12 protein-coding genes are annotated in these 26,558 nt (G+C 41.6%); 6 read left to right on the forward strand and 6 right to left on the reverse strand.

The genetic code is table 11. The features are described 5' to 3' along the window. Nucleotides 1-38: 38 nt before the first annotated feature. Together B5X55_RS14195 and B5X55_RS14200 are read left to right on the forward strand one after the other, a co-directional pair. Entirely contained in the window at nt 39-899 is an 861-nt protein-coding gene (locus B5X55_RS14195; protein WP_079513294.1) for a phytanoyl-CoA dioxygenase family protein, read from the forward strand. 48 nt (nt 900-947) lie between these two features. Beyond that, nucleotides 948-1,535, forward strand: coding sequence for a hypothetical protein (locus B5X55_RS14200; RefSeq protein WP_143814507.1), 588 nt, complete (start codon nt 948-950; stop codon nt 1,533-1,535). 26 nt (nt 1,536-1,561) lie between these two features. Here B5X55_RS14200 and B5X55_RS14205 read toward each other — a convergent pair whose 3' ends face one another. Further along, nucleotides 1,562-1,798 (reverse strand): hypothetical protein, encoded by a 237-nt coding sequence (locus tag B5X55_RS14205; protein WP_079513296.1) that lies wholly within the window; start codon nt 1,796-1,798, stop codon nt 1,562-1,564. A 359-nt stretch (nt 1,799-2,157) separates the two neighbouring features. On the opposite strand from B5X55_RS14205, the gene B5X55_RS14210 reads away from it, so the two are divergent. Continuing rightward, entirely contained in the window at nt 2,158-2,817 is a 660-nt protein-coding gene (locus B5X55_RS14210; RefSeq protein WP_079513297.1) for a hypothetical protein, read from the forward strand. 10 nt (nt 2,818-2,827) lie between these two features. On the opposite strand, the gene gldC is transcribed toward B5X55_RS14210, so the two are convergent. After that, a complete protein-coding gene (gene gldC, locus B5X55_RS14215) occupies nt 2,828-3,163 on the reverse strand; it encodes a gliding motility protein GldC (protein ID WP_079513298.1) in 336 nt (111 codons plus the stop codon). After that, nucleotides 3,164-4,141 carry a gliding motility lipoprotein GldB gene (gldB, locus tag B5X55_RS14220; RefSeq protein WP_079513299.1) on the reverse strand — a complete coding sequence of 326 codons (978 nt, stop codon included), beginning with the start codon at nt 4,139-4,141 and terminating at the stop codon, nt 3,164-3,166. It lies immediately after the preceding gene. A gap of 70 nt (nt 4,142-4,211) precedes the next feature. Here gldB and nadE point away from each other — a divergent pair, with 70 nt between their 5' ends. Both nadE and B5X55_RS14230 read left to right on the forward strand, forming a co-directional pair. Continuing rightward, nucleotides 4,212-5,000 (forward strand): NAD(+) synthase, encoded by a 789-nt coding sequence (nadE, locus tag B5X55_RS14225; RefSeq protein ID WP_079513300.1) that lies wholly within the window; start codon nt 4,212-4,214, stop codon nt 4,998-5,000. A gap of 162 nt (nt 5,001-5,162) precedes the next feature. Continuing rightward, complete coding sequence (locus B5X55_RS14230; protein WP_079513396.1) at nt 5,163-5,792, forward strand: response regulator; 630 nt, start codon at nt 5,163-5,165, stop codon at nt 5,790-5,792. A 70-nt stretch (nt 5,793-5,862) separates the two neighbouring features. On the opposite strand, the gene dnaG is transcribed toward B5X55_RS14230, so the two are convergent. Next, nucleotides 5,863-7,842 (reverse strand): DNA primase, encoded by a 1,980-nt coding sequence (dnaG, locus tag B5X55_RS14235; protein ID WP_079513301.1) that lies wholly within the window; start codon nt 7,840-7,842, stop codon nt 5,863-5,865. Between the two features lie 75 nt (nt 7,843-7,917). Between dnaG and B5X55_RS14240 the strand changes: the two genes are divergently transcribed. Further along, complete coding sequence (locus tag B5X55_RS14240; RefSeq protein ID WP_079513302.1) at nt 7,918-8,160, forward strand: zinc-ribbon domain-containing protein; 243 nt, start codon at nt 7,918-7,920, stop codon at nt 8,158-8,160. A 170-nt stretch (nt 8,161-8,330) separates the two neighbouring features. Here the strand turns inward: B5X55_RS14240 and B5X55_RS14245 are convergent, their stop codons facing one another. Further along, nucleotides 8,331-16,457 carry a malectin domain-containing carbohydrate-binding protein gene (locus tag B5X55_RS14245; RefSeq protein WP_234999749.1) on the reverse strand — a complete coding sequence of 2,709 codons (8,127 nt, stop codon included), beginning with the start codon at nt 16,455-16,457 and terminating at the stop codon, nt 8,331-8,333. 24 nt (nt 16,458-16,481) lie between these two features. Next, nucleotides 16,482-26,519, reverse strand: coding sequence for an SdrD B-like domain-containing protein (locus B5X55_RS14250; RefSeq protein ID WP_159447552.1), 10,038 nt, complete (start codon nt 26,517-26,519; stop codon nt 16,482-16,484). Nucleotides 26,520-26,558: the final 39 nt, after the last annotated feature.

Here is a 26,558-nt window from a genome sequence, read left to right on the forward strand (position 1 = left end):
TCGTAACTTTAGAATCCTCAACTAAAAAAATACTTGGCATGGAACGCATTACCAATCCAGATTCTGGAAGTCATCGCAGAATAGGCAACAATTATATTATTAATGAAAAAGAAATTGAGCAGTTTAATGAGCTCGGCTATGTGGTTTTAAATGATGTATTGACCGAAGAAGAGATGCAGTTTCTAGACCCATGGTTCGACCATTTCGTTTTAGGCAAAGAAGCAGCAGATATGAAGAAAGATTTCTGTGATATGTCGCAACCCTACGGTACACCCATGGAAGATTTTCAACTGGTAAATGCTATGCTACCTAGTACCTACTGCAAAGAATTAAAAAATAATGTCTACCATAAAATCACTCAACTTTTAGCCGACCAATTATATAAAAATGGAAAATCGGCGATGGATTATGAGCAATTCTTAGCTAAAAAACCAAGTAAAAAAGGTGCTGAATTTGCCATGCACCAAGATTTGGGCTATTGGCCTAAAACAGAAAATACCTGGACAGCTACCTTTTCTTTAGCGCTAACAGATTCTGACCTTATCAATGGATGTTTACAGGTATTACCTGGCACAAATAAAGAGCCAGAATTGCGTAAGCATTTCCCAAAATCGTATAGTAACGAAAGAAAAGATGGTAAGGTTTCACGAGATGAAAGTCACACCTTAGTGATTGAAGAACGTGAAGATGATAAAATTGTATACCTACCCGTAAAAAGAGGTAGCATTACCATACATGACGAACGTATTGTACATGGCTCTGCAGGTAATGAATCGAAAGAATGGCGTAAGACCTATGTTGCTGCATATAGAGATATTGACACCATAGCAAAAGAACGTTCCATTGGCTTTACGCATTCACATAACGACATAGTGAATTGGGATAATATTATCATTTAGGGATGTCCTTTTTCTGTATTTTCGGCACATATATAAAAGCTTCATTCCTTGAAAAAATATACTTTATTCTTATACTTTTTATGTTCTACTGTGTTCCTTTTCGGCCAAGAACCGATGGAATGGAATTCAGATTATGAACTACAACTTAGCGATTACCAATCTACCGATTCGGAGATTGATTCAACGCTTACCTCCTATTCTATCTATTCAGGTTCTAAAATCGATTTCAGTTTTAATATGAACTCGGTGTCATTTATGTTCACCAAAAATTTCAATAGTAAAATAAAAGCTGTTTTTCAGAAGAACTTGGCGGTATTGATTGCTCCTGATTCTTTGACCGCAAATCAGTTGCTTCGTTTTGGGCGTTACGATTTTGATTTGGTAGAGCTGTATTCCCGTAAAATTCGCAAGAAAATATATGAGGAAAAAGGAGCCTTTACAGATGTGAAGTTTTTTCAACCCATTTTCAATGAACTTCAAGAAGAAATGAACATGGTTAGCGCACAAGTTTTCAAAGCCACCAATTTTGGTAAAGATGATGTGATGCTGAAAAAAGAACACGAAAAGGTAAAACAAGAGATAAAATCGTTATCAGATTTCTGCCTTAATTGTAAGCCTAAAAAATCAAAAGACTAAGTACTTATTAATCAACTTCTATTGAATTAAGCCATTTTAGGTTTGTTAGCCTTAGTAATGAAATTCAATTCCTTTTTTATTTTAGAATCTTTTGATTTGTATAAACGAGCTACTTCAGTTTTAGCTTCAAGGCTTAACTCGTATGTTTTTTCAGTAGCGATAGTCATTTCAACAGTTTCAACTTTTACATCGGTACCAGCTGTTTGTGCTTGAGCAGTGATTCCTAAGAAGATGATAAAGATGATTGTTGCTATTGTTTTCATGACTTGCGTTGTTACACTTATAGAACGCAGCAGACCTTCTTATACTAGGTTGTAAACCGCCCAAAAACACTTTTTACTCGTTACGTTACACGTACCTAGTTAAAGTGCAAAATCTTGTCGATAAACGACATAGGGCCATAAATCACCATAGCGATAAAAGGTGTCGTTAATCGATACTGCTATGAAGGTTTCTAATCATATAAGGGCTTCTGGAAAGAGTATATGAACATAAATCTATTCAAATGAATTTACGACATATCTAAATTCCATTTCAGCCACCAAAATCAACAGTTCAGTTTTTTAGATTTCAATACTTCTTGAGAAATCTACATCTTTGAGTAACAATTAACCAACCGACCATGGAGAACACCATTAAAATTTTCATTTACATTCACGCCTTTTTTGGGGGATTAGGACTTATTACCGGAATAGGAAGTATTGTAGTAAGAAAAGGAAATCTAAATCACAAACGTTTAGGTAAATGGTTTACCTGGTCTATGATCATCAGTTCGGTCATTTCTTTGGTAGTCGCAAGAATGCCCAATCACATCAACAACTTTTTATTTTTAATAGGCATGTTCACCATTTATATGGTATTAGCAGGTAATAGGGCACTTACTTTTAAATCAACTAAAAAAACAGAGGCTAACCTAATTGACAAAATGGTTTCAGGTGTTATGGTCGTCTGTGCATTATTTATGCTCGGTTTTGGTATCAACGGACTCGTTCATGGGTATTCACAAAGTATACTGTTCGTATTCTTTGGAGCATTCGGCATATTCTTGCCTTACGGTGATTATAAATTGTTCTCTAAAACTTTAGAAAACAGAAAGCTTTGGCTGATTACCCATTTAAGTAGAATGCTGGGCGCCCTTATAGCATCTATCACCGCATTCTTAGTAGCGGGTATGAAATACGACAATTTATGGGCATGGATGATCCCTACCGTTTTAGGAACCATCTATATTATCTACTGGATTAAAAAAGTAAAAGGAAAATTGAAGCCGAAAAAAGCGTAATACGCTGTTCCTATTCCTTCAGGTTTAAATTCTCTGCGAAGTAATCACAGAAATCTTTCATGGTAGCAGTCATTTTTTCATCTTGTGTAGCCTTCAAAAAAGTATCGGTTAAAGAAACCAATGTTTGATGGAAAAAAGTTTTCATTTCATCAACAGGCATATCCTTCGTCCAAAGGTCAATTTTCAAGGACTCTTGATTCTTACTGTCCCATACAGACAATAGCATTGCTTTTACCTCTTCATTTTCGATACCACCATCTTGAGCAGACCAGTTCAATGATTCAGGAATTCTATTTTCATCTAATCCTACACGTAATGTAATTTCTGATGTATGTAAATCTGCCATTTAATTTCTTGGTTTGTAATTTGATTTCTTAAATATTTCATCCTCTGGCATTGTCAGTAATTGCTTCATGGTCACAGAATTGTTTTCCATAAACGCCTTCACAATTTGCCAGCCAACATATCTCCCCAGTCTTCCTGGAGATTCATTATCAAGCTCTAATCCGAATTTAGAAAACGGAGCAGGCTCTAAAAATCGTTGGTTCAATTTATTATCAGTACTATATAAATATTCGTTTTCAATGAAATTTCGCCACATCGGTTCTTCATTGGCAATTGCCCATGTTAAATCTTCTTCAGAATAGCCAATTCTTTTACGCTCTTCTACATTAGGCATCAACTTATCTTTCAAGTACAATTCTTTACCGAAATAAATCATTCGGGCAAGAAAAGTTCGATCTCTTGGTCGTGGTACTACTTGTTTAGCAAACGCACTGGCAACATCACTCACCAAATAATTACGATCTAAAGATTGCGCTATGTAACGCTGAAAACCTCCATAATACTTATGCTCAGGACCTAAGTAATTGTCAAGGCTCACAAATAATATACTGTCAATTAATATAATTCTGTTATTGTAATCGACATCATTAGTTACCGTAATAACCTTTGGTACAGCATATTCAGGAAAATAGTATTTGATATGCTTAAATAGTTGCACCAAACCTTTTTCCTCTTCTTCAAAACTCTGAAATGCATTACCTACTTCTTGAAAAAGTTCTACCTGAAGTGAATCTTCCATCTTAGCAATCCAAACACTATCTGGCGCTGGAAATAGATATGGATACGTTTTGCGTAATGCTGGCAAACCTTCTTCACCTGCCGATGCAAACTCTCGATCAAATCTCGCGATTTTAAGGTCTATCGGTACAGCTTCTATTTCTTGCGCTACCTTATCACTATCATTACAGCTAAAAAGAATGAGAAAAACTGATAATAGTATAAAAATAGGTTTGACCCTAGCAAGTATTTTACAATACATTTTATTATTCACGGTGTTCAACTTATTTTTAAGGCAAAGTTAATTGATTTTAATAAATAATTGGAACGGTATGCAGACTGAAAAGGTAATTGACCACATTGTACAATGGTTAAAGGATTATGCTACGAATGCAAAACAAAAAGGTTTTGTCATCGGTATATCTGGAGGAATAGACTCTGCAGTCACTTCAACACTTTGCGCCAAAACAGGTTTAGACCTATTATGTTTAGAAATGCCGATACACCAAGCAGCAAACCAATCTGACAGAGCATCAAGACATATTGAATGGTTACAGAAAAATTTCAAAAACGTTACTAGACGTGAGATAAACCTTACTCCTGTATTCGACAGTCTTGTTGATGCATTCCCATCTGTTGAGAACGAAGAAGAACGTTTTATGTCTTTAGCCAACACGCGGGCAAGACTTCGTATGACGAGCTTATATTATTTTGCCGCATTAGAGCGCTATTTAGTCGCAGGTACAGGAAATAAAGTGGAGGATTTTGGGGTAGGTTTCTATACTAAATATGGTGATGGTGGTGTTGATTTAAGTCCGATAGCCGATTTAATGAAGACTGAAGTATATAACATCGCCAAAGTTTTAGGCATTAATGAAGAAATTATTAAGGCAGCACCTACAGACGGACTATGGGGTGATGATAGAACTGATGAAGACCAAATTGGTGCCTCGTACCCTGAACTAGAATGGGCTATGAACATGAAAGATGAAGGCAAAACAATCGATGATTTTGAAGGTAGAAAACAAGAAGTCTTTGCTATCTTCATGAGACTGAACACTATAAACCAACATAAGATGCTACCAATACCTGTTTGTGAGATTCCAAAACACCTTAAATAACAACTCAACTAAGAATCAAGTAATTAAGTCGAATAAAATACGTTAAATTATTCGTTAGCAGCAAAATAGTGCAACTTAGCCTTCTAATTTAGAATTTTAAACCTTACATTGCATGTAGTCTTTTTGACACATAGGTTCCTAAAATCTATAAAAATAAAATTAATGATTAAAGTTTTAATAGCGGACAACCACCCTATAATAAGAATGGGAATTAGGAAGGTTCTAGAAGCCGCTGAGGGTTTTGAATTGATTGATGAGGTAGCAACTACCGATGAACTTTTCGAAAAACTTAAAGACACAACCCCCGATGTTGTCATGCTAGAAATGGATATTCCTGAAATAAATGGAATAGCAGCATTACGAAAAATCAAAAAAGATTACGCTGACGTAAAAGTGCTTATGTATAGCGGTCAATCTGAAGATGTATATGCCCTTAGTGCTATTAGAGCTGGTGCTTTTGGTTATTTATCAAAATCATCTGGCATAGAATATATTACAGCAGCAGTAACAAAAGTAAGTGAAGGTAGCATGTTCATCACCAATGAATTGGCACAACGCTTAGCTTTTGATGAAGGCACTAAAAAACCAAGAAGATTCTTTAGAAAACTGTCTACTAGAGAAATAGAAGTTTTAAAACTTTTAGCTAGTGGTAAACGAAATAAAGAGGTTGCTTTAGGTTTAAACCTAAACGAAAAAACAGTTAGTACCTATAAAGCGCGTTTAATGAAAAAATTAAATGTGGATAATATGGTAGATTTACTACAACAGGCAAAAGCGCTTGAATTGTACTAAATTCTTACAACTGTTATAAAACAAAAAAAGACCCACCAATGGTGGGTCTTTTTTTTATGGTGCTTTTATATTATGACAATACTCTATTTAGTTTCTGATTTAGAAGCTTGTTCAATTGAATGTAGTTCATAATCTCTTCAAGAGCTTCACGATTATCATCATTCGACTGTTCAGTTGTTTTCTGCAACGCGCCCATTCGCTTTTTAATAAGATAACAGCGTAAGGTCAAAATAGTTTCACTTACCAACTGGGCCACCCCTATCTCCTTTTTCTTCGGATAAATTTCCTTGCTCTCCCAATTATCTAACTTATAGCGCTCCTCTTCCATTAAGATAGAAGAAATCTGATTTGCCATTTCTTGATCAAGCCCATTTACAAAATTTGTAATCGAAAATTCTTCTTCTTCGTTCAATGCTTCTATGAGCTTGGTATACATTTTACGAAAATCTTCATTTGCCAACTCAATCTCATCTTCTTGCAGGTCTAAATAAATTTTCTCGTACACCTTTATTTGCATGGATTCAGGCTCCAATATCAAATCTCCCGATTCATTTTCCTTAAGTACCAAATCTTCAAATTCTTCTTTATGGGTACCATAAAGCATAAGCGATTCTATAATTTTTCGCTCTAATATATATTGAACATCTACCTTCTCACGTTCCTCTTCATTACGGACAACTTCAAAAGCTTTCTGCTCTTCCTTTTGTTGCTTTTGAACATCGGCGGTCTCTTTCTTGCCTATTTGTGCCAAGGTATTAAATAACACAGCTTCAGAAATATTCATTATCTGCGCACACTCTTGTATGTAAATTTCCTTTTTTATACGATCAGGAATTTTTGCAATGCTATTTACAATATCTCTTACCGTATCTGCTCTTTTTATAGGGTCGTTAGATGCTTCTTTTACTAATAACGATGCCTTAAACTGAATAAAATCTTTGGAGTTTTTTTCTAAATAAGAAACTATATCTTCTAATTCATTATTCTTGGCAAAACTGTCTGGATCCTCCCCTTGCGGAAACGTACAAACCCGTACGTTCATACCTTGCTCTAAGATGATATCTATACCTCTTAACGAAGCTCTTAACCCTGCATCATCACCATCGAATAGTACCGTAATATTTTTGGTCAATCGGTTAACTAACCGAATTTGTTCTGAAGTTAAAGCCGTACCACTCGATGACACCACATTATGGATTCCTCTTTGATAAAATTGAATAACATCGGTATAGCCTTCTACTAAATAGCAATTATCCTCTTTGGCTATTGACTGTTTGGCATTGTAGATTCCATATAGGACTTTACTCTTATGGTAGATGTCACTTTCTGGCGAATTCAGGTATTTAGCCGCCTTTTTATCATTCGTTAAAATACGACCACCAAAACCTAATACGCGGCCGCTTAATGAATGAATAGGAAACATCACCCTACCTTTAAAACGGTCGAACTTTCTAGAACTATTCGGATTGTTAGGATCCTCCTTAACAATGGTTAATCCGGTTTTTTCTAGATAATCTAATTTATATCCTTTGTCTAAGGCAGCGGTAGTAAAACCATCCCACTGATCTAAACAGTATCCTAATTCAAATTTTTTGATGGTTTCATCTGTAAAACCACGCTCTTTAAAATAACTTAGACCTATCGCTTTTCCTAACTCTGACTCCCAAAGCATTTGTTTAAAATGTGTTTGGGCAAACTCAGATACCAAATACATGCTTTCGCGCTCATTGGCGTGCTCTTTATCTTCATTAGATTGCTCTGTCTCCTCTACTTCTATATTGTATTTTTTAGCTAGGTATTTTATAGCCTCAGGATAGGTAAAGTGTTCATGCTCCATTAAAAAGGCTACTACATTACCACCTTTTCCACTACTAAAATCTTTCCAAATCTGTTTTACCGGAGACACCATAAAACTTGGAGAACGCTCATCTGTAAACGGACTCAATCCTTTAAAGTTCGAACCCGATTTCTTTAATTGTACAAAATCACCAATTACCTCCTCTAAACGAGCAGTTTCATAAACTTGATCTATGGTATTTTTTGAAATCATTTGGGCGTTCTGCAATCCCTAAAAAAAGGGAATTTGTAATTACTTAATTTAGCATATCAAATGTATTAATAATATATGATTCTTTTCTTTGGAACTCGACCCGGAAAGCCAGAAACTAAAACGCTTTTAAACAGTAGTTGCTCCTTTTGTCATCAACAAGGAACTTTAACAGCAGTTTCTCAAAAAAACTTTATTCATGTATTTTGGATAAAACTCTTTAAAATTTCTAGTAACACCATTATTGAATGTAGTCATTGTAAACGTACATACTATGAAAATGAGTTTACAGAAGAAATGATCAGGGCTTTAAAAAAGTAAAGCAACAAAAACGTTTTGACATTTTTGTTTCTGGATAAAACAGTTACCGATTAAGATAACTAATTTTCCTCAGGTGAGACACGTATTGACGTTTACCCTCTTAAATAAAGGAGGCCCTATTAGGGGCCTCCTTATTCATTTTATTGACATTTAATTGATTTCATTCACTCTTACGGAGTACTTGGTTCCTGTCCTCCTGTGTTAAAGTTAGAAGCTAGTATGGAAAAATCCAGAAGTGTTACAAAGCCATCTCCATTGAAATCAGCCCTACCATCCAGGGTCTCACTTACATCCGTATTAAATGTACTTGCCAATAGTGAGAAGTCCAATAAAGTTACAAAGTTGTCATCGTTGGCATCTCCCATCGGCAATATACCCATGGATACCGAATTAGCTCCGGCCGCTAAAGTCACAGTTTGCACAACTTGTAACGAATTCGGATATTTTACGGCTAATTGATAGGTCCCCGGGGCAATAGTATTAACCGTACCATCAATTGTCATATTACCTGCTGCATCAGCCGTTGCCGTTAAGTCATAAACCGCTGTTGTTGAACCAACATCATATAATTTAACGCTATAGTCCCCGCTATGATCGGTTCTGGATTGCAAGGTTGTAGATATGTTTATATCAGCCGTTGTTCCTGCACATGGCGGATCAACTTTTAATACTAGTACATTAGAAGTCCTGCTTACTTGTTGGTCTACTGCATATGGCGTATTTGACACGACAGCAACAATATAATTCAACCCTCCGTTAGGCGTACCTGTTGCTCCAACAGTTTCCAATAGCGTTACGGGTATCTGTACTGTCCCATCATTCCCAATAATACCAGTAAACAGAGCTTTTGCTATAGCTTCGTTGGCATAATAGGTATCATCAGGCACATTAAATGGAGGTGCACCGGATTGAATGTACAAACGACTGTCCATTACCAGTAATGAAACATTAGCACCAGGTGTCCCGCTCACCTCAATTGTTTGAGTAGGCGTTTCCACACATGACGGTGATTCAGGAATACCTACTGCTGCAATTGAAGGCGTTGCTAAGGCATTTGGAGCTACTACAGCCTGCCCACCACCAAGACTTCCATCCTCGTACAAGCTAGATACCACGGTTGAACCATCGCTAAAGGTTATTGTTATTGTCGCTCCTATTAACTCAAAACCAGATACGGCACCTGCCCCGCCAGCTCCGGGGACATCCTTGATACTATTTGGATCAATATCTACTGTAAAATCAAACTTTTCAGCAGGATCAAAATCTGTAAAACTCATTGCCATTACATCATAACCTCCATTTCGCAGTCCTGTAAACGGATCTACACATGGATTAGCCGGGCTAACAAAACCTACAGTTGCTGCTCCACTATTGGCTGTGAGACAACTTGCAGTTTCGTCTCCCCCTGCCCCAACCGGGTCAAAAACCATATCGGGCAATATACTTGTACTGATATCTATGGTTATTCCGGTTATTTTAACATTACCCGTTGAGGTATTGGTGAGCTGAAGGCTACTGCCTCCATAAGTACTCGCACCAAGTGGACCATCAGGTGTTATTTCAATAAGGGCCGCGGGGCTACCCGATGCAGGCGTATCTGACACATTCCAGATAAACTCAACTTCTGAGTTTAGCGAAGGTGTGCATGCGTCTGCTGCAGAAACCGTAACATTATAAGGGCTATTATCAGCAGCTCCGGGAGTACCGCCCAGAACTTGTTGTGATTCCGGAGCATTATCTAATGCAGTATTGGATGCATTGGTTGAAACATCATCTATATGAGCCAGCACAAAACGATCAATTTTATGGCCAGCCGATCGTTCAGACATCGATATAGTAAAAGTACCTGGATTAGGGAAATAAGCATAGACGGTGAAACTGTTATTGTCTATAGTTCTTGTTATCCAATTAGTTGTACCTGGTGTACCACCAGTACGAAATACTTTAAAATACCCATTTACCCCCGGATTTTCAGTACCGTGATCCGGTCTTCCCTCAGAATTACCAGCTGGGTAATAGATGCTTTTGTTTGCCGGATTAATTCCGTTTAGAATATCCTCAAACTGCGATGTATTATCCAACGTATGCGTAGCGGTACCACCTGTACCTTGCACACTAAAAAAGTGCACATCCTGCGTGTTTTCAATTTTAAACCAGGTATCATTGGCATCCGAACTACTCGTTCCCGAAAACGCACTTTTCATATAGAAGCGATATACACCTGGAGTGGTTATGACCATATCATATGGTACAGCTTGTCCGTTTGTATTCCCAAAGTGATCTGAGCTCGCCACCATATAAACATTACCAGATTCATCTAATATATCCCACCCTCCGGCCGTATCCTCAAAATCAGTCTCAGCTTCTATGGTAACCCATCCATTCTCTTCAATAAATGCTCCGGCAGTTCCTGTACCCGTACCTTCTAACAAAGTACCGGCAATTAGTCCGGTAGTTGGATCAATACTTAAATTAGGGGGCAACCCTGTTGCCGAAAACGTAATATCCCCACATTCATCCAAATCGTCATCAGTGGCAATAACCTGTAAGCCTACCACATCACCTTCTATACTCTGTTGTATTCCAGGATTGCTTACAATAGGCGGTGAATTTGTTGTTAATATCGTACCACCTAAAATTTCGATAGCTTTTATATTTGGATTTTCGATGCCTTTGATAAAATCAATATCTAAATTTCCGTCGGTAACAGTTACGTTAAATGTTTCTACTCCGGCTGTATTCCAGCCATAAGCAGCTGTTTGGTCAAAATCAGTCAATACTGGATTACCTTCAATTTCTACGTCGAATACACGTATTCCATTGGTTTGGGCTCCTGTCCAGACTTCGGCAAAAATTAAATTTACGGTATAATCGCCATTGGGAACATCGAAGTTCCACTGCATGTTATTTGGGTTTTCGACGTTACTGTAGCGCTCCGTTGTAAATAAATTATTTGGATACCCCGTATTATTTGTGCCTGTAAAACTTGCAACTCCAAAAGTAATATCAGCCGCCGGCGCAACAAGATTAATATAGGAAGATGGTGTACCGGCGTTGGCGGTGCCATTGGCAGTTGCGGTAGACTGATCTTCTGTCCAATCTGGATTAGGCGCGTCCGTTGCAGCTACTAACGCTCCTCCAGTATTCACACGGAATAAAACATTTGGTGTAGCTACTCCAGAGACAAGGGAAACCACTGAGGTGGAACCATCATCATAGCTTAGCGTAAGGGATGCAACTTCTCCTTCTGCCGCCCCGCTATGATTTACTACAATATTTGAAGTTTCGCCAGGTCCAATAAGTAAAAATGATGCATCGGTTACAATATTAAAAGCTGCCGCATTGGCCCCAGTTAATTGCGCATCTGTAATGATAATTCCTACATTTCCGCCCGTATTTGATACAGGAACATTTAAACCACCTCCCGTTGGAATAGTTTCTGACGCTGAAACTACCAGCTGGCTGGCTGTAAGTACTACTCCTGTCGGATTATCGCTACCGTAGAATTCCATATTTTTCATAGTGCCACCGCCACCAAGGCTTGCAGATCCAGCTACAACATGAATACCATCTCCAGATACTATGGCCTGAGTACCATGGCGTTCTATAAGCAAACTAGATTTTGTCGTCCAGCTTCCCGTTAAAGGGTTAAATGCCTCGGTAACATTTACGGCGTCACCAACGGAATTACCTTGCAAGTCTACTTGAATTTCCCCACCAATAACGTATAGTTCATTTTCAAATGTGGCTACGGAAGCTGCCGCCCTGGGTGTAGGCAAATCTGGTATGGTAGACCAGGTTTTCGTGGTGAAATCGTAGACGTCTACTTCGGCAATCAACGGCGCAAAGGTACCACCATCTCCTCCTGATAGGCGTCCACCAGCCACGTACAATTTATCGTCAAGAACGGTAGCATGAAAATGGTCCCTTGCCCTTGGAGCGTCCAGTAAGCTAGTCCATACTCCGGTAACAGGATCAAATTCATCGAACCAAGGAATGAAACCGCCATTATGCCCTATTGTATTCCCAGCAATTATATAAAATTTATCATTGTAAACTACTAATCCAGCTGATCCTCTCTTTCTTCCTGATGGAATTTCAGGGCCCTGAATCCAAACATTTTCTACCGGGTTATAGGCATACACATTATCCGCTGGAAGTTCATTAGGAAAGGTATTGGTTTTAAAAGCGCCAATAACCCAAATCAATCCTTTGTGCTCCAATGCCTGGAAATGGTTAAACTCCTGGGGAGCGGAATTAGGAATTTGACTCCAGGTCTTAGCTTGGTAATTATAAACATCTAGGGTAGTCGGATTTTCCCTTCCGCCAAAGAGATAAAATTTATCCCCGGCTTGCACGAAAGAACATTCGTGCCGGGCCGTATAATTTTCATCATCGGTCTGGTCGTTCCAAAAATCTTGGGAACCAACATTCCAAAGAAATGCAATGTCAGTAGCAACGTTGGATGCTTGACCAACACTAATGGTAACGGAGTATGGGCTATTTGTTTCGGCACCTGCGTCAATGTTTCCGAAGACCAAACCTGTTGTAGGTTCTATTTGTAACCCAGGTGGCAAGTTTGTAGCCGAAAATTGGTAGGGTTCACCAGTAACACCACCCGATGCCAAAACAGCTAAGTTTATCAAGTCTCCTGCTTCACTATTTTGATTTGGTATCGCTTCTACCACCACCGGTGGCGTAAATTCTCCTCCAACCTGCAAAATTTCAATTCCGTTCATGGTTGGATTCTCCGTAACCGCGGCGACACTAATGTTTAAGATTCCGTCATTAAGAGTCACGGGGAATTCTAGCATTGCACCGACTTGGTGCCCGTAGGTAGCAGAGAGGTCAAGGTCGTTTTGTACCAAATCACCTTCTATCAATATGTCGTACACGCGTTGATCGGGAGCGCTGGTTCCAGCAAAACCATTTCCGGCATACCAGCGAATGATGTAATTACCGTTTGGTAATTCAAAAGTCCATTCCATTGCCGGAGCTGCACCAGCAGGATCCCATCGCTCTACAGCAAAAAGTTCTTGCGGAACATAAGCCGGTACGGAATCATCACGTCCCGAAATATTTTGCGTTGATGAATTTCCTGTATTAACGCTCCAATTTATTCCGTTGAAGGTTCCACTTTGAGCTCCAGTACCTCCTGTTGCGATCCAATTGGGATTTGGTGCGTCTGTAGCGGTAATCGCTGCTCCATTTGCACGGATACGTAAAATAGGTACCGGTTCATCGTTAACGTTAACGGTAAATGTTTGCTCAACAAAGAAGCCGTTTGCGTCGGTAGCTCTAATGGTAATGTCAGCGGTTGCCGCAGATGAAGGAATTACGATAGTCAACGTATTGTTGCTAATGGAGGCATCAATCGCAGTAGGATTTGTATTGCCTGCCACCGAAAAAGTAAAATTCTCATCACCACCGTCATCGGTAAAAAACTCGTCAAGCTCAAAAAAGACATTAGGACCATCAATTAGTGCGGCCACATTAGGCATTTCTTGTTCCACAGTAGGTTGACTCGTCTGTACATATAGGTAGTCCCAGGTACCTTCTACTTCGGTACCTGCTTGGTTCGATGATCCAATTAATCCTACAGCAAGAGGCTCGTTGGCCGTTTGAATGGCGGATAAAATGGAACCTGTAGCGGTGATGGTTCCTGCATTTTGAAAACTACCCACATTATCAAATCGGTAGTCGGCACTTACCTCCCCATTTGTGGGGTTCACACTGAAGCGAAATTGTACTGCTATGGGCCTATCTCCGATAGCGATGGCCACATCAATTGGTGTTTGAGCTACATCGCCCACCTCCTGGCGAACCTGAAGTCCTGATTGGTTGATCACAAATTTAATGTAGTTGCTCTGTGTTCCATCGCCTATGAAGATGCCAATTTCGCCCGTAGTTGGTGCAGAAGCACCATAGAGCTGAAGTGGGTCATCAAAGCTTAGTAGGGCTCCTTCAATAGCAAAGCCGCCTGTACTTTGATCAACATTAACACCGTATTGGAACGCTTTTTCTTGAGTATTGGAACTTCCCAAAGCAGTTCCTGCAGTCATTTGCATGGTCATAGCACCAATGGCACCACCAAGAAGATCATTGGGATTGGGATCGCTCGGGTCGTCTCGGCGGTCAAGCCAATTCAACCAGTCATCATTGGGATCCCCATTGTTCATTAGTCCCGTAAATCCAAGACCTAAATATCCTTTCAGGATAGGATTATCTGAATCGAGTTCATTCAAAACCGGAAGATCAAACGCATCGCTTCCTGAATCAAGGGGATCTCCTAATTGGAAAGGATCATTAACATCATCAATTCCATCATTATCATCGTCTGGATCATTGAAGTCAGAAACCAAGGTCCCGCCTGCAGCTTTGTCAAAATCGTTAGGTTGTGAACCACCGTTACAGATAACTTCAGCTTCTGTTTGTATGTCGTCCTTATTATCAATTTCGTCTTTATTGGTGTAGCCATCGAAGTCATAATCTTCATTTTCATTAAATTCACCATCAGCGGAGGTAAAACATTCGAGTACGAATCCATCTGGTTCCAAAACGATAATATTTCCGTTGAAAGGGGCCACCCAAATCGTGCCAGGGAAAGGATCAGTATCACTGTTGCACGTTACGCCGAGTGCGTTTCCACCAAGGTTCGAAGCAAACGTGTTAATAAGCGTATAGCTTCCATCGAGTGGATCATAATCTACACGACGCAATACGCCACCATTCTTACCTGCAATAAGGTCACCTTGCATGGCACCATTAAAAGCTGAAGAGGTATATACATCCAATGCATTTGTGTTAGTTCCCCATGTAGTGATGAGTACATCATTAGGGCCGTCAAGGTTATCACTGCCAGGGCCTCTCCAATCTGCCTGTTGTGGGTCTGCCAATGACAATGGCACGGGAGGCCAGTTGGCGGGTAAACCTATATCTGGATCAGTTGTTGACCCGGGAGTTGACCCATTAGGATCATAAACTTGAGTTCTAAAAACAGCACCAGAAAGGGTGTTTTTACCTAAGGTTCCTGGATTTGTGAAAAGTCCTGCGCCCGCGGGATTTGCTCTTACCGGATTTGGATGACCCCCATAAAAACTTCCAAATGAATAGGATGAAATATTGTCAGTGATTTTGGTTAAATGATCTGCATTATTTACCTGTTCACCATCTTGAGGTGAGGAACTACCAGGTTCTCCGGGAGGGTAATCGTTACTTACCGTTGCGGGGTTCCCTTCATTCAAAGGTAATCCACCCCAACCACCATTGGCTCCGTTGTCGGTCGCATATACCTTTCCATTAGGACCAATTGCCAAATCATAGCTGTTCCTGTATCCTGCGGAAAATATTTGAACGGGCTCGTCTATAACAATCATTCCTTGGTTAAGGCCATCGTTTCCTCCCCACGGATCGCCAACATCAATTCCGTCATAATCTGTATCGTCGGGATCAATCACTCCATTAACGTTAGGGCGCGTTGGATCATCCAGTGTTGGAATATCATAACTAAAAAATCGACCTGATGAGGGATCGGTTTGAATTGGCAAAGCTTCAATAGCAGTAAGATCTACGGACAAAATTGCCGCTGAAAGTGCATATTCCGAAATCCACGCAAAATTATCAGAAGGTGCACCTGCATTTGTAAACCCTCCCGAAGCTACAATCAGATAGTCATTTCCATTCACTTTTACGAACTCTAAACCATTGGTAGCGTGATTTTCTTCAGAACGCGGTAAACCCCTAACAATATCCACTACCGCCCAAGATGAACCATTCCAAGTAAATCGGGTAATAACGCCTGAGTTGGTATCTAAATCCTCATCTCCACTAGGTCCCCCAATTTCCGCATCGGATGACGTTACGTAAATAATAGGACTAGCTGCTGTACCAGCTACCGTTAGTCCTGTGGCTTGTCGCCCACCTCCAGCACTTGCGCCGAAATCGTTATGGTTGGGTATATTAGCTACTTGGGTAAGCTCTTCGCCGTTAGTTACGATGTAATCGTTATCGCCATTTTTCTGAATTGTGAAGATATCAACATTCCCATTACGACTTAAGACATAAAGACGACCATCAGGGCCATACATCAAAGATGTTCCACTGTCAATGGAGCCTTGGCCATTTAAATCCAAGTTAGTTTGCGTAAAACTCTGCGCTTGCATATGCAATGCAAGAAAGAGAAACAACAGCAGTGTTATACTTGTAATTAAACCTCCTGTTTTAATTGAATCTCGATATTGGATTCCTTCTTTCTGGACATTAACTTCCATCCTATTATTTAAAAAATAGTTTTTCATTTCCTATAAATTTTCTTTGGTCAGTTAATATCGATTTATTAACATTTGTTCTTGATATGACGTTCCCTTGCTATCCATAGTTTTTATGAAATACGTTCCAATAGGAAGGTCAATTACATTAAAGTCAATCGTTCTACTGTCAAGCCCCAAGGGTTCCCTAATAGTCTTGATGAGTCTTCCAGTTACGTCAAAGATTAAAATTTCTTCTACCAGAATGGGTTCATCAAAAGATATGGTAACCGCCACATTGGCTGGGTTTGGAGCAATACTCATCTCATTTACTACCCTCTTAGCGACCAAAGGTGACTGATTGCCTGCCAGACCGTCAATTACAGAGAAACTAATCGTCTGCACTGGACCTGATTTAGGAGTGGCTATCAACGTATAATTGCCTATTGGGAAGGGTTTTCCCAGAATATTTTCACCTATGTCCCCGAACAATGAATGAGGAGACGGGCCTTCATACCTACTTTCGTTGATAGGTCCTGAAAGACTAAAAGTCACGCCACCTGGATTAAGGCTAGAATTATAAATGATACCTAAGGGTGTATTTCCAATATCAGCTTTATTGATCTGTAAACCATTGGTCAATGCAAATAACACGGAATCATCTGTTGCATCGAGCACTAATAAGGCCGAATTACTGGTTTCTGTCGTCACTGTTATGCTCTGAGTCGCGGTGTTAGAACAACCGTTTGAATCGGTGTAGCTATAGGTGATTGCATACGTACCAACCCCAATAGCCGGGTTAAACGTATTACCGATTACCCCGGGACCTGAATAAGTTCCCCCTACAGGCGACCCTCCGGTCAAGGTGAATGCTGCATCTGTATTCAACACACTTGCAAAAGGTGTTAACGTTACAGAAGGCAGCGGTGGTCCCGTTAAGGTAAAAGTCAATGTTTTAGCACAACCATTGGCGTCCCCAACGATCACACTATGCGGCCCTACAACTAAATTGTTGGCCGTAGCAGTAGTTTCTCCATTATCCCACTGATACGTGAACGGTGAGGCACCACCGGACGGAACTGCCGTAGCACTTCCTACACCTGAACATGTGGATGGGTTCGTGACACCGGATAGGCTTGCGTCAAAGTTGGCACAAAGCGGGTTCACATCGGTTACAGAGAAATTCACCGTAATCTTTGAACCTATTTTAGGAGTGGCTATCAACGTATAATTGCCTATTGGGAAGGGTTTCCCCAGAATATTAACACCTATATCCCCGAACAAAGAATGAGGAGACGGACCTTCATACCTGCTTTCGTTAATAGGTCCTGTAAGGTTAAATTGTACCCCGCTAGGATTGAGGCTTGCTTTATATATGATCCCTAATGGCGTATTTCCAATATCTGCTTTATTGATCTGTAAGCCATTGGTCAAGGCGAACAAAGGCAGATCCGTAGTGGCATCAAGCACTATCAATGCAGAATTGCCGATTGCGGTGGTAACGGTTATGTTACGAGTGGCCGAGTTAGTACAACCATTCGCATCAGTATAACTATAGGTGATAGGATGCGTTCCAACCCCGGCGTTAGCAGGGTTAAAGGTAGTACCGTTTACCCCAACCCCTGGACCTGAATATGTCCCGTTTGTGCCTGAAGGCAAACCACCGGTCAATGTGAATGCAGGATCCGTATTCAACACATTTGCAAATGGTGCCAAAGTTACCGTAGGAAGTGTAGGACCCGTCAAATTAAAGGTCAGTGTTTTGGTACAGCCATTGGCATCCCCAACAATAACACTATGCGGCCCTACGGATAAGTTATTCGCTATAGCAGAAGTTGCCCCGTTATCCCATTGATAGGTGTACGGTGAAACGCCCCCCGAAGGCACAGCGGTGGCACTTCCAACCCCTGAACATGTGGATGGACTCGTAACAGCCGTTAAACTGGCGTTGAAACTGGTGCAAAGTGTATTCTGATCTGAAAGTTCAAAACTAACGGTTAACACATTTCCAAGCGTTCCCCCAAGACTACTGCCCGAATATGGGTTAGCGGTTAAGCTATAATTACCAATTACAAAGGCCTTAGCCGCATAATTACCCGAACTATCTCCATATAAGGCATATGGCGCAAAATTTTCGGTTACGGTTTGAGACAATGAACCAGTAAGTTGCATCTGAACACTCTCTACATCTGCAGTAGTATTTGCCCTGATATTCAAATTTAGCGTAGGTAATGTAGCAACATTAATTGTCATCCCATTAGTAATGGTCATGATATCCTGCTCATTATCTGCATTTACCAAGGTGAAACTCGTCACGGAAAGTACCGTTGGTATAGCTTCCACTATCAATGTAATTGGAATACTGGCATCTGTATATCCGCTAACCGGACCTGCGGTAAGTGTTGCGTTATAGGTACCTGGTGCTAATCCTGTGGCGTCTAAATTCACTTCATAAGAAGTTGCTTGATTTGCAGCACTTGTGGTTGATGCCCAAGTCGCCGGATTATTAGTTGCATTATCAATAATAGACATTGCCGCTGGTGTTAGTAAGGTACTTGCATCATCTGAATCCACCACATAAGTTACCATAGTAGATGCCCCAACATTTAAAGTTCGGGAGATCGAAGATGGCGTAATAATTAGTTGTGATGGCGTAGACAACCTAATTCCCGCATCTACGGTCTCATTATTCTCACCAGACTCTAAGTTAGTATCTGCGGTACCTCCATTCATTGCAGGATCCGCATCACTGTCTAGAGCATCATCACCACCCTGATTGAAAGGACTAAAATTAAAGCCATTAGGTAACAAGAATTGAACGCTGTAAGTACCAGGAGTCAAAGCAGTGAATTCGTATAAACCGCTTATTCCAGTTGTGGTAGTAGCAATTACGTTGCCATTTTCATCTCGCAGGTTAGCGGTTACCCCCTCAACACCAGCAGAAGCTGGTTCATCGTTGATACCATTTCTGTTCGTGTCTTCCCAAACGTAGTTGCCCAAAGAAGCAAACATATAAAAGCCAGCGTCGTTCGTAAGATCATTTTCACCAGATGTCAGCGTAATTACGCTTGTCTCACCGCCAACAGCATCGCTGTCTGCGGCGTCATTACCACCCTGATTGGCAGGGCTGAAATTAAAGTCGGTAGGCGTACCGAATCGTACAATGTATTCACCTGGTGCAAGGCCAGAGAAGAGGTACTCACCGTTAGGACCCGTTGTATCGGTCAGACCCGTTGGGTTACCGGCGCCGTCCAACAGCGTTACCAATGCTCCTGGAATACCAGGCTCGCCTGCGTCTTGTACACCATTGGCATCAAGGTCATTCCATACGAAACTACCAAGGGAAGCCGCTGATAATGCTCCTACAACCACATTAAATGTACATGAACCAGAGTTTCCTGCAGTATCTTCTGAAGTTAACGTTACTAGGGTTGTCCCCGAAATTATTGTTCCTGGTAACGGGTTTTGAGTTATCAAGGTTGAACTATCACAATTGTCCAGTGCATTTGCAAGACCAGTATAATCCGGAATTGCAAAACTACCGTTGATATCCCCTAGCTCGGTTTGATCTACGAGGCAGCTAACAACTGGTGCTTCCATATCATTCACCGTTACATCAAAACTACATGTTGCGGTTAAATCTGCAGCATCTGTTGCTGTTACGACAACCGTTGTGATTCCTACAGCAAACAAGGATCCGCTAGGTACAGAATAGCTAAGCGATACCACTCCCACATTGTCGGTAGCAGTTGCATCATCGAATGTAACCACTGCGCCACAAACTCCGGCATCATTGGCTACTGTTATAGCTCCAGGACAAGTAACTACAGGGTCTTCTGTATCAGGTTCAACCATAACATTTACCGTCCAAATCTGAGCACTATTATCCTGGCCAGTAACTGTATATTGAACAGGCACATTAAAAATTTGTGGGATATTGGCGGCAGGACTTATTGTCGCATTTAGAGAGATTTCAAAAATTTCCGGGACAATTGGCACAGATAGATCTGTTCCCGCTGCCACAGTAAGATTAACTGAAGTCCCAGCTATTACCTCCGGTCCAACCTGGCTTGGTAGTGAAAAAGCAGTAATGGCTTTCTCGGAAGATGCTGTAAAGTTTACTGTGATATTTTGAATGCATTGTGCAACATTACCCGCTGCATCTATCGCAGTCCATTTAATTTGTGTAGTCCCTACCGGGAAAGTATCCGGTATTGGCAGATCACCTATTAGAGTCACACCGGCTATGTTTACTGCACCAGGACAATTGTCCGGGGCAGTGGCAGTTCCTAAATCAGAAATCACTAATGGGTTTCCATTTAGACTGGTTCGAGTAATATTTGCCGGACAAGTAATATCCGGAGCCTGCTCGTCATTAACGGTAACATCAAAACTACATGTGGCTGTAAGACCAGCAGCATCTGTTACCAGGAAGGTCTGTGTGGTTGTACCAACAGGGAAAGTATCTCCGCTGGCCAAACCTACTGTTTGTATAGTAATTGCTCCCGGGCGATCATCCGTTCCTACCGGTGCTGTGAACGTAACCACTGCGCCACACTGGTCAGGATCATTGTCCACTACAATATTAGCCGGACATGAAATAACCGGATCTGTAGTATCATCTGAAATGGTCACATTGAATATACAGCTACCTGTATTACTTGCGTTATCAGTTACACTCAAAGTTACCTGGGTATCAGCAGAAAGTGTAGTTCCTGCAACCGGAGATTGTGTAACCGTAAAACTATTGTCACAATTATCACTCACCGCAGCAAGACTAGTGTAGTCTGCCAATATAAACTCTCCGTTTATATCCACATCAACCGCATCATCTGTAGGACATGTCAAAACTGGATCTTCGGTATCATTTACCGTAACATCAAAACTACATGTGGCTGTAAGACCCGCAGCATCTGTTACCAGGAAAGTCTGTGTGGTTGTACCAACTGGGAAAGTATCTCCGCTGGCCAAACCTGCTGTTTGTGTGGTAATGGCCCCTGGGCGATCATCTTCGCCTAAAGGTGCCGTAAACGTAACAACTGCTCCACATAAACCAGGATCATTTTCCACTACAATGTTCGCTAGACAAGTAATGGTTGGATCAGTAGTATCCCCTAACACAGTAAAGTTTACTTCATCCCTTGCTTCAGCATTTAAAAACTCTAAATGCCCATTATCGGCCGCGATAATAACTACTTTGTTCGGTCCTTCCACGATACCATCTGCAGCGGTCAGGTCCCAGAATAATTGTCCTGGAACACTTGCTGTTGAAATTCGGTCTTCTGCAACCAAGTTATTAGGATCCGCCGGGTTCACCCAAAGGTGAAAATGTTCTGGTGTAGTACCTTCATAATTCATGTTAGTGGCCGACCAGGTTACTTGAACGTCTGTGGTAGCTACATCTGCATTCTCAGCAGGAGATGTGAAATTCACATCCGGCCCAAGTACAGTTACTTGAATTTCGTCGAAGGCTACATTGGTGTCGATATCCGTACTAGTTGCCCGAATCGTGTATACGCCAGGCACAAATAAGGTTTCGTCAAAAGTACCACCGTTTCCTGCAAAATTTGCTTCAAAAGGGTCTATACTCCATACCAGTGCATTTGTTAGCGTGGTATCATCATCTTCCGCATCAACTACTGCAGCAGTAAAAGTGTTTGAAACCAGACGGTTAATGCTAATAGGAGTTGTATTATCCGTTGGTGAACTAATGCTAACCACCGGAGGGGTATCTGTTGGTAGATCTGACACAAAGCAAATATCAAATCCTTTAATAGAAGGATTCTGGGTTCCTTTGATAAAATTGATATTTAAAACACCGTCAGTGACAGTGGCGGTATAGGTCTCCACCTTCGCAACGTTCACATCAGACCCGGTTGGGCCCGACGGGCGATAATCATCCAGAGCGAGATTCCCTTGGATCTCCACATCGAAGACCCTAGGGCTGTTGATCTCCCCGGTCCAGTTTTCATTGAACAACATCTTGACTTCATATACCCCGTTCCCGATAGGAAATGTCCAGTTCATGTTGTCCGGATTGGCAACCTGACTGTAACGCTCGGTCTGAAACAGATAGTCTGGGTACCCAGTATCATTAGATACCAGAGGTGCGTTAGAACCAAAAGTCGTATCCTCAGCGGGAGCGGTAAGGTCCAGGTAGGGCGAGGGTGTTCCGAGCTGGGCCGTCCCATTGGTCGGGCCGGTCGCTTTCTGGTCTTCCTCAAAATCCCCATTGGCCGAGAATACAATGGGCCCACCCGCATTCACGCGGAAACTCGGCATGGCACAGAAAGGCGCAGGATCGACGATATTGATCGTGATACTCGCTTGGCCGGTCTGCGGATTGGAACCATCCAGGTCAGTCGCCGAGGCGGTGATGACATGGGTTCCCACTGAGAGCGTGGGAGTTATTGTCGAACCGGTACCCAGGGATCCATCAAGGTCGGAATCCCAATTGATACTGGCCGAAAGGTTCCCGTCATCCAGGTCATTGGCTGTTCCGGTAAAGCTCAGGCCCGCGTCGGAAGTAGCGTATATACCGTCTGCTGGGCTGGTGATCGCCACCACCGGAGCCGTATTGCCGCTAACCGCGGTAAAGCTAAATTGGGCAATGTTTGCACCAGCGCTAAAATCGAGGCGCAACGTCTGCAATCCCGCATTCAGGAAAGTGACCTGGGTGGTATAGGCCGCAAAGTCCTGCCAGCCTGCACCGTTATTAACAACCCCGACAGATCCGATCGGAGTGAATCCACCGCCAGAATTTTCAGAAAAAGTTACGGTCGTGGTACCGGCATTCCCTTTGGCGGCCTGGACTTCCAGGTCAAAAAGTCCCGGTACGGGTACGTTTACCAGGTATTCTACAAAATCTCCATTATCTATATAACCAATGTTTTGGGCTGGGGAAGTTTCTATTGCCACACTATATCCATTACTAGCGTCAGGGGCGGAAGAGCCGTACCAAGGAACTGGATTATTAAAAGTGCGCGCTAAAATTGTTCCCGGTAGTTGCTGGGCTACGTTTATTCTAAACTCCTCGATTACAGGGGCGTTCACACCATCAGCAGCAGTTACCCTGGCCAGGTAAGACCGGCCTGTTCCTGCATCAGGGGTCCAGTTGAAGGTATAACTACCACCGGTATTGTCATCTAAAGTACCTACGGCTACTGATGTAGTTGGATTAAAAGGATTATTGGTACCTCCAGCGCTCACATCAAATACTTCAATGGTTGCAGCTGGAAGATTATCGTCCGTCACCGTAATGGCCTGAGATAACAGTTCTCCTTCATTTACTTCCACGTCTGCAATGGCATCTATAGTTGGGGGATTATCTCCTACCACCGGATTTATGACCAAAGTAAACTCTTCCGTTACCGGAGAATTGGTACCATCAGAAATGATGGCATTTATGGTATAGGTATTGGCATCCGTAGCCAATGGTGTTCCCTGAATTTGATTTGTAGTTGGATCATAAGATAAAGAAGCGGGCAAACCATTGAATACGATACTAAGCTCATCATTTTCAGGATCCACGATATTTAACGGGTCTGCAACAGCTACCAAAGCATCATACGTAAGATCCCCTATGGCGGTTACTGGATGCAGGTTCGCACTACTAACTTCAGTAACACAGATTCCAGAAAGTTTTCCGTTATCAACACTCGCAGGACCCATTTGCAAGCTTAAAGAGCCATCGGTCACTTCTACATTGTAAGTACGGATAATTGCCGTAAGCTTGTTGGGTAAGCCATCTTTGATCGGGTCTAAGAGGTCATATTCATCTAGAATCGGGTTCCCTTCCAAAATAACATCAAAAACGCGTTGCCCTGGATTGGTAATTGGCCCATAAACCTCAGCAAAATATAGATCAATCTGATAAACCCCGTTAGTCACCGGGATATCGTATGTATAACTTGGGTTGCCTACGCCAGCACCCCCGTAGATCTCTTGACGGTACAGGGTTTCCTCTCCACTCCCAGGGGTAGTCCCGGCAACAATGGCACCACCATTGCCAAAAGCTTTTCCATTGGTACGGGCAAATCCAAGACCTGTTGGAGGCGTATCGTTTGGATCTCCTATAAATGAGCGTCCATAAGCCGTTAGGTCGTTATTTCCCGAGGCGATACATAATTGAAAAGGCTCGTCCGTTACTTTGGTTGCCTCAAAATAATCTATATTAAAGTAATTACCTGCTGCTCCCGTCCAATCAAATCTTAAGGTCTGGGATCCTGCCGACAGAATAACATTAGCACTTACCACATTGCTATAATCTGCCCAATCGTTATAATTAGGTACTGTAATGAATGCCGGGCCACCATTTATAGTCATCGTATGCGTGGTAGCACTATTTTTTGAAACGTAAAAATCAAATTGGTAGGTCCCGGCAGTTTGCACATCAATCATGTATTCCGCAAAATCGCCATTGGTGGTAAATCCAATATTCGTAATTATTCCTACTTCTACGCCAATACCATCTCCTCCGGCTGAATTCCCCTGATCGTCATAGGATTCAGCTTCAAGCCGGGTTATACCTGTATCCGTTATAAATTGTGCTACATCAGTTACCGTAACATCAATATTTTTTGTTATACTATTCCCATCTTCATCGTCTACCTGGACCGTAACCGTATAAACGCCACTACCATCCCCATTTGACCCACCATCCCCAAACTGAGGTGTAAAATCAAGGGATGAAGAATAACTTCCCGGAGCATTACTCACCGAAGACTCAGTTAAAAAATTAGTCGCATCAAAAGGATAAGGATCGGTTTGTACTCCTGCATTTGTTGTCTGTAACTCCTGTGGCTCATTAGATACAGAAGTAATACTTACCGTAAGATTATCCCCATCCGCGTCGGAAATGGATAAGGGTACATTTATAGTTCCTCCTTCACCTAAAGTGGCTGTTGCAGCCAACGTAATTTCTGGTGCAGTATCTATTGCTATTAAACTAAAACTCACACTAATATTTGTGGTTGCAGTTACGTTTGTAATAGTATAAGAAGTAGTTGGAATAGGAGAAACAGGGGTGCCACCAACCAAAACTTCGGAAACCTCAAAACCAGCATCCGGAGTAAAATTAAATGTTTGATCACTCCCCTCATTTACCGTCGCGGTTAAAGGATCGATACTCCCGTTATCCCCAGCACTTGCCGTGATTGTATAAGTAGGAACTGTAGGCGTAGTTACGGTCCATTGAAAGTTTTGTGAATTGCTTAAAGGTGATGCCCCATCGTCAGTCGCAGTGATAACAACGGCATAAACCCCTGTATTAAGAGAACCGCCATTTGAGGCTCCTAGGTCAATTGTTCCAGATATGAATCCATTGGCGTCAATGGAGAGCCCGGCAGGTAGGTTCGTAGCTTCGTAGCTAATAGAATTTCCATCTGGATCGTTAGCGCTCGCATCAAGTGCAACAACAATATCTTGCTCGTTATTTGTTTGATTCGCTATGGTATTATTAAAGACAGGAGGTTGGTTAATCCCTACGATAGTTACCGGAATACTCGCCGCTGTTCCGAATACACTGGATCCTGCCAATGTAATATCTGTAAAACTAAAAGGAAATGTAAAATCATAATCAATACTTGTATTTACACTTCCAATGGCTTGGAAATCAATTTGTAAAAAATCAAAATTGGCCAGAGGAGGAGATGAAACATTCCCTGCTACATAGCTTATGGTACCCGTAGAATTGTCAAATGTTGGAGCTCCTAATATTTCGGTTGGAAGCTGAGAATTACTCAAAGCGGTTACATTGGTTACCTGTAATATGGAAGGTTCAAAATCCAAATGTATTTCTGCACCATCTACCGCTTGATCATTCACTGTTTGTAATGCTATGGTCACAGAGAAAGGGTCTCCGGGATTAATTGAGACGGAGGCCGGTGAAGCTACAAAATTAGCCTGCGCAAAAACAGAACCAGTAAAGCCCAAAGACAAACAAAGCAGTAACAGGGAAAGTGTTTTCATTCCTGATACAAAAAGCCAGGATTTCCTGGGTATAGGTTCCTGCCTACCCGTACTATTTAATAAAACAAGGGTCTTTAAATGGCGAATAACAAGTATCAACGAACTTATTGACTTGGTAATGTAGTTGGATGTAAAAATCTGCATAATGTGGGATGTTAGTTTGGCTACTACTTTTTTTTTGAC

Origin of the sequence: Maribacter arcticus, from assembly GCF_900167935.1 — a bacterium.
Classification (GTDB): Bacteria; Bacteroidota; Bacteroidia; order Flavobacteriales; family Flavobacteriaceae; genus Maribacter; species Maribacter arcticus.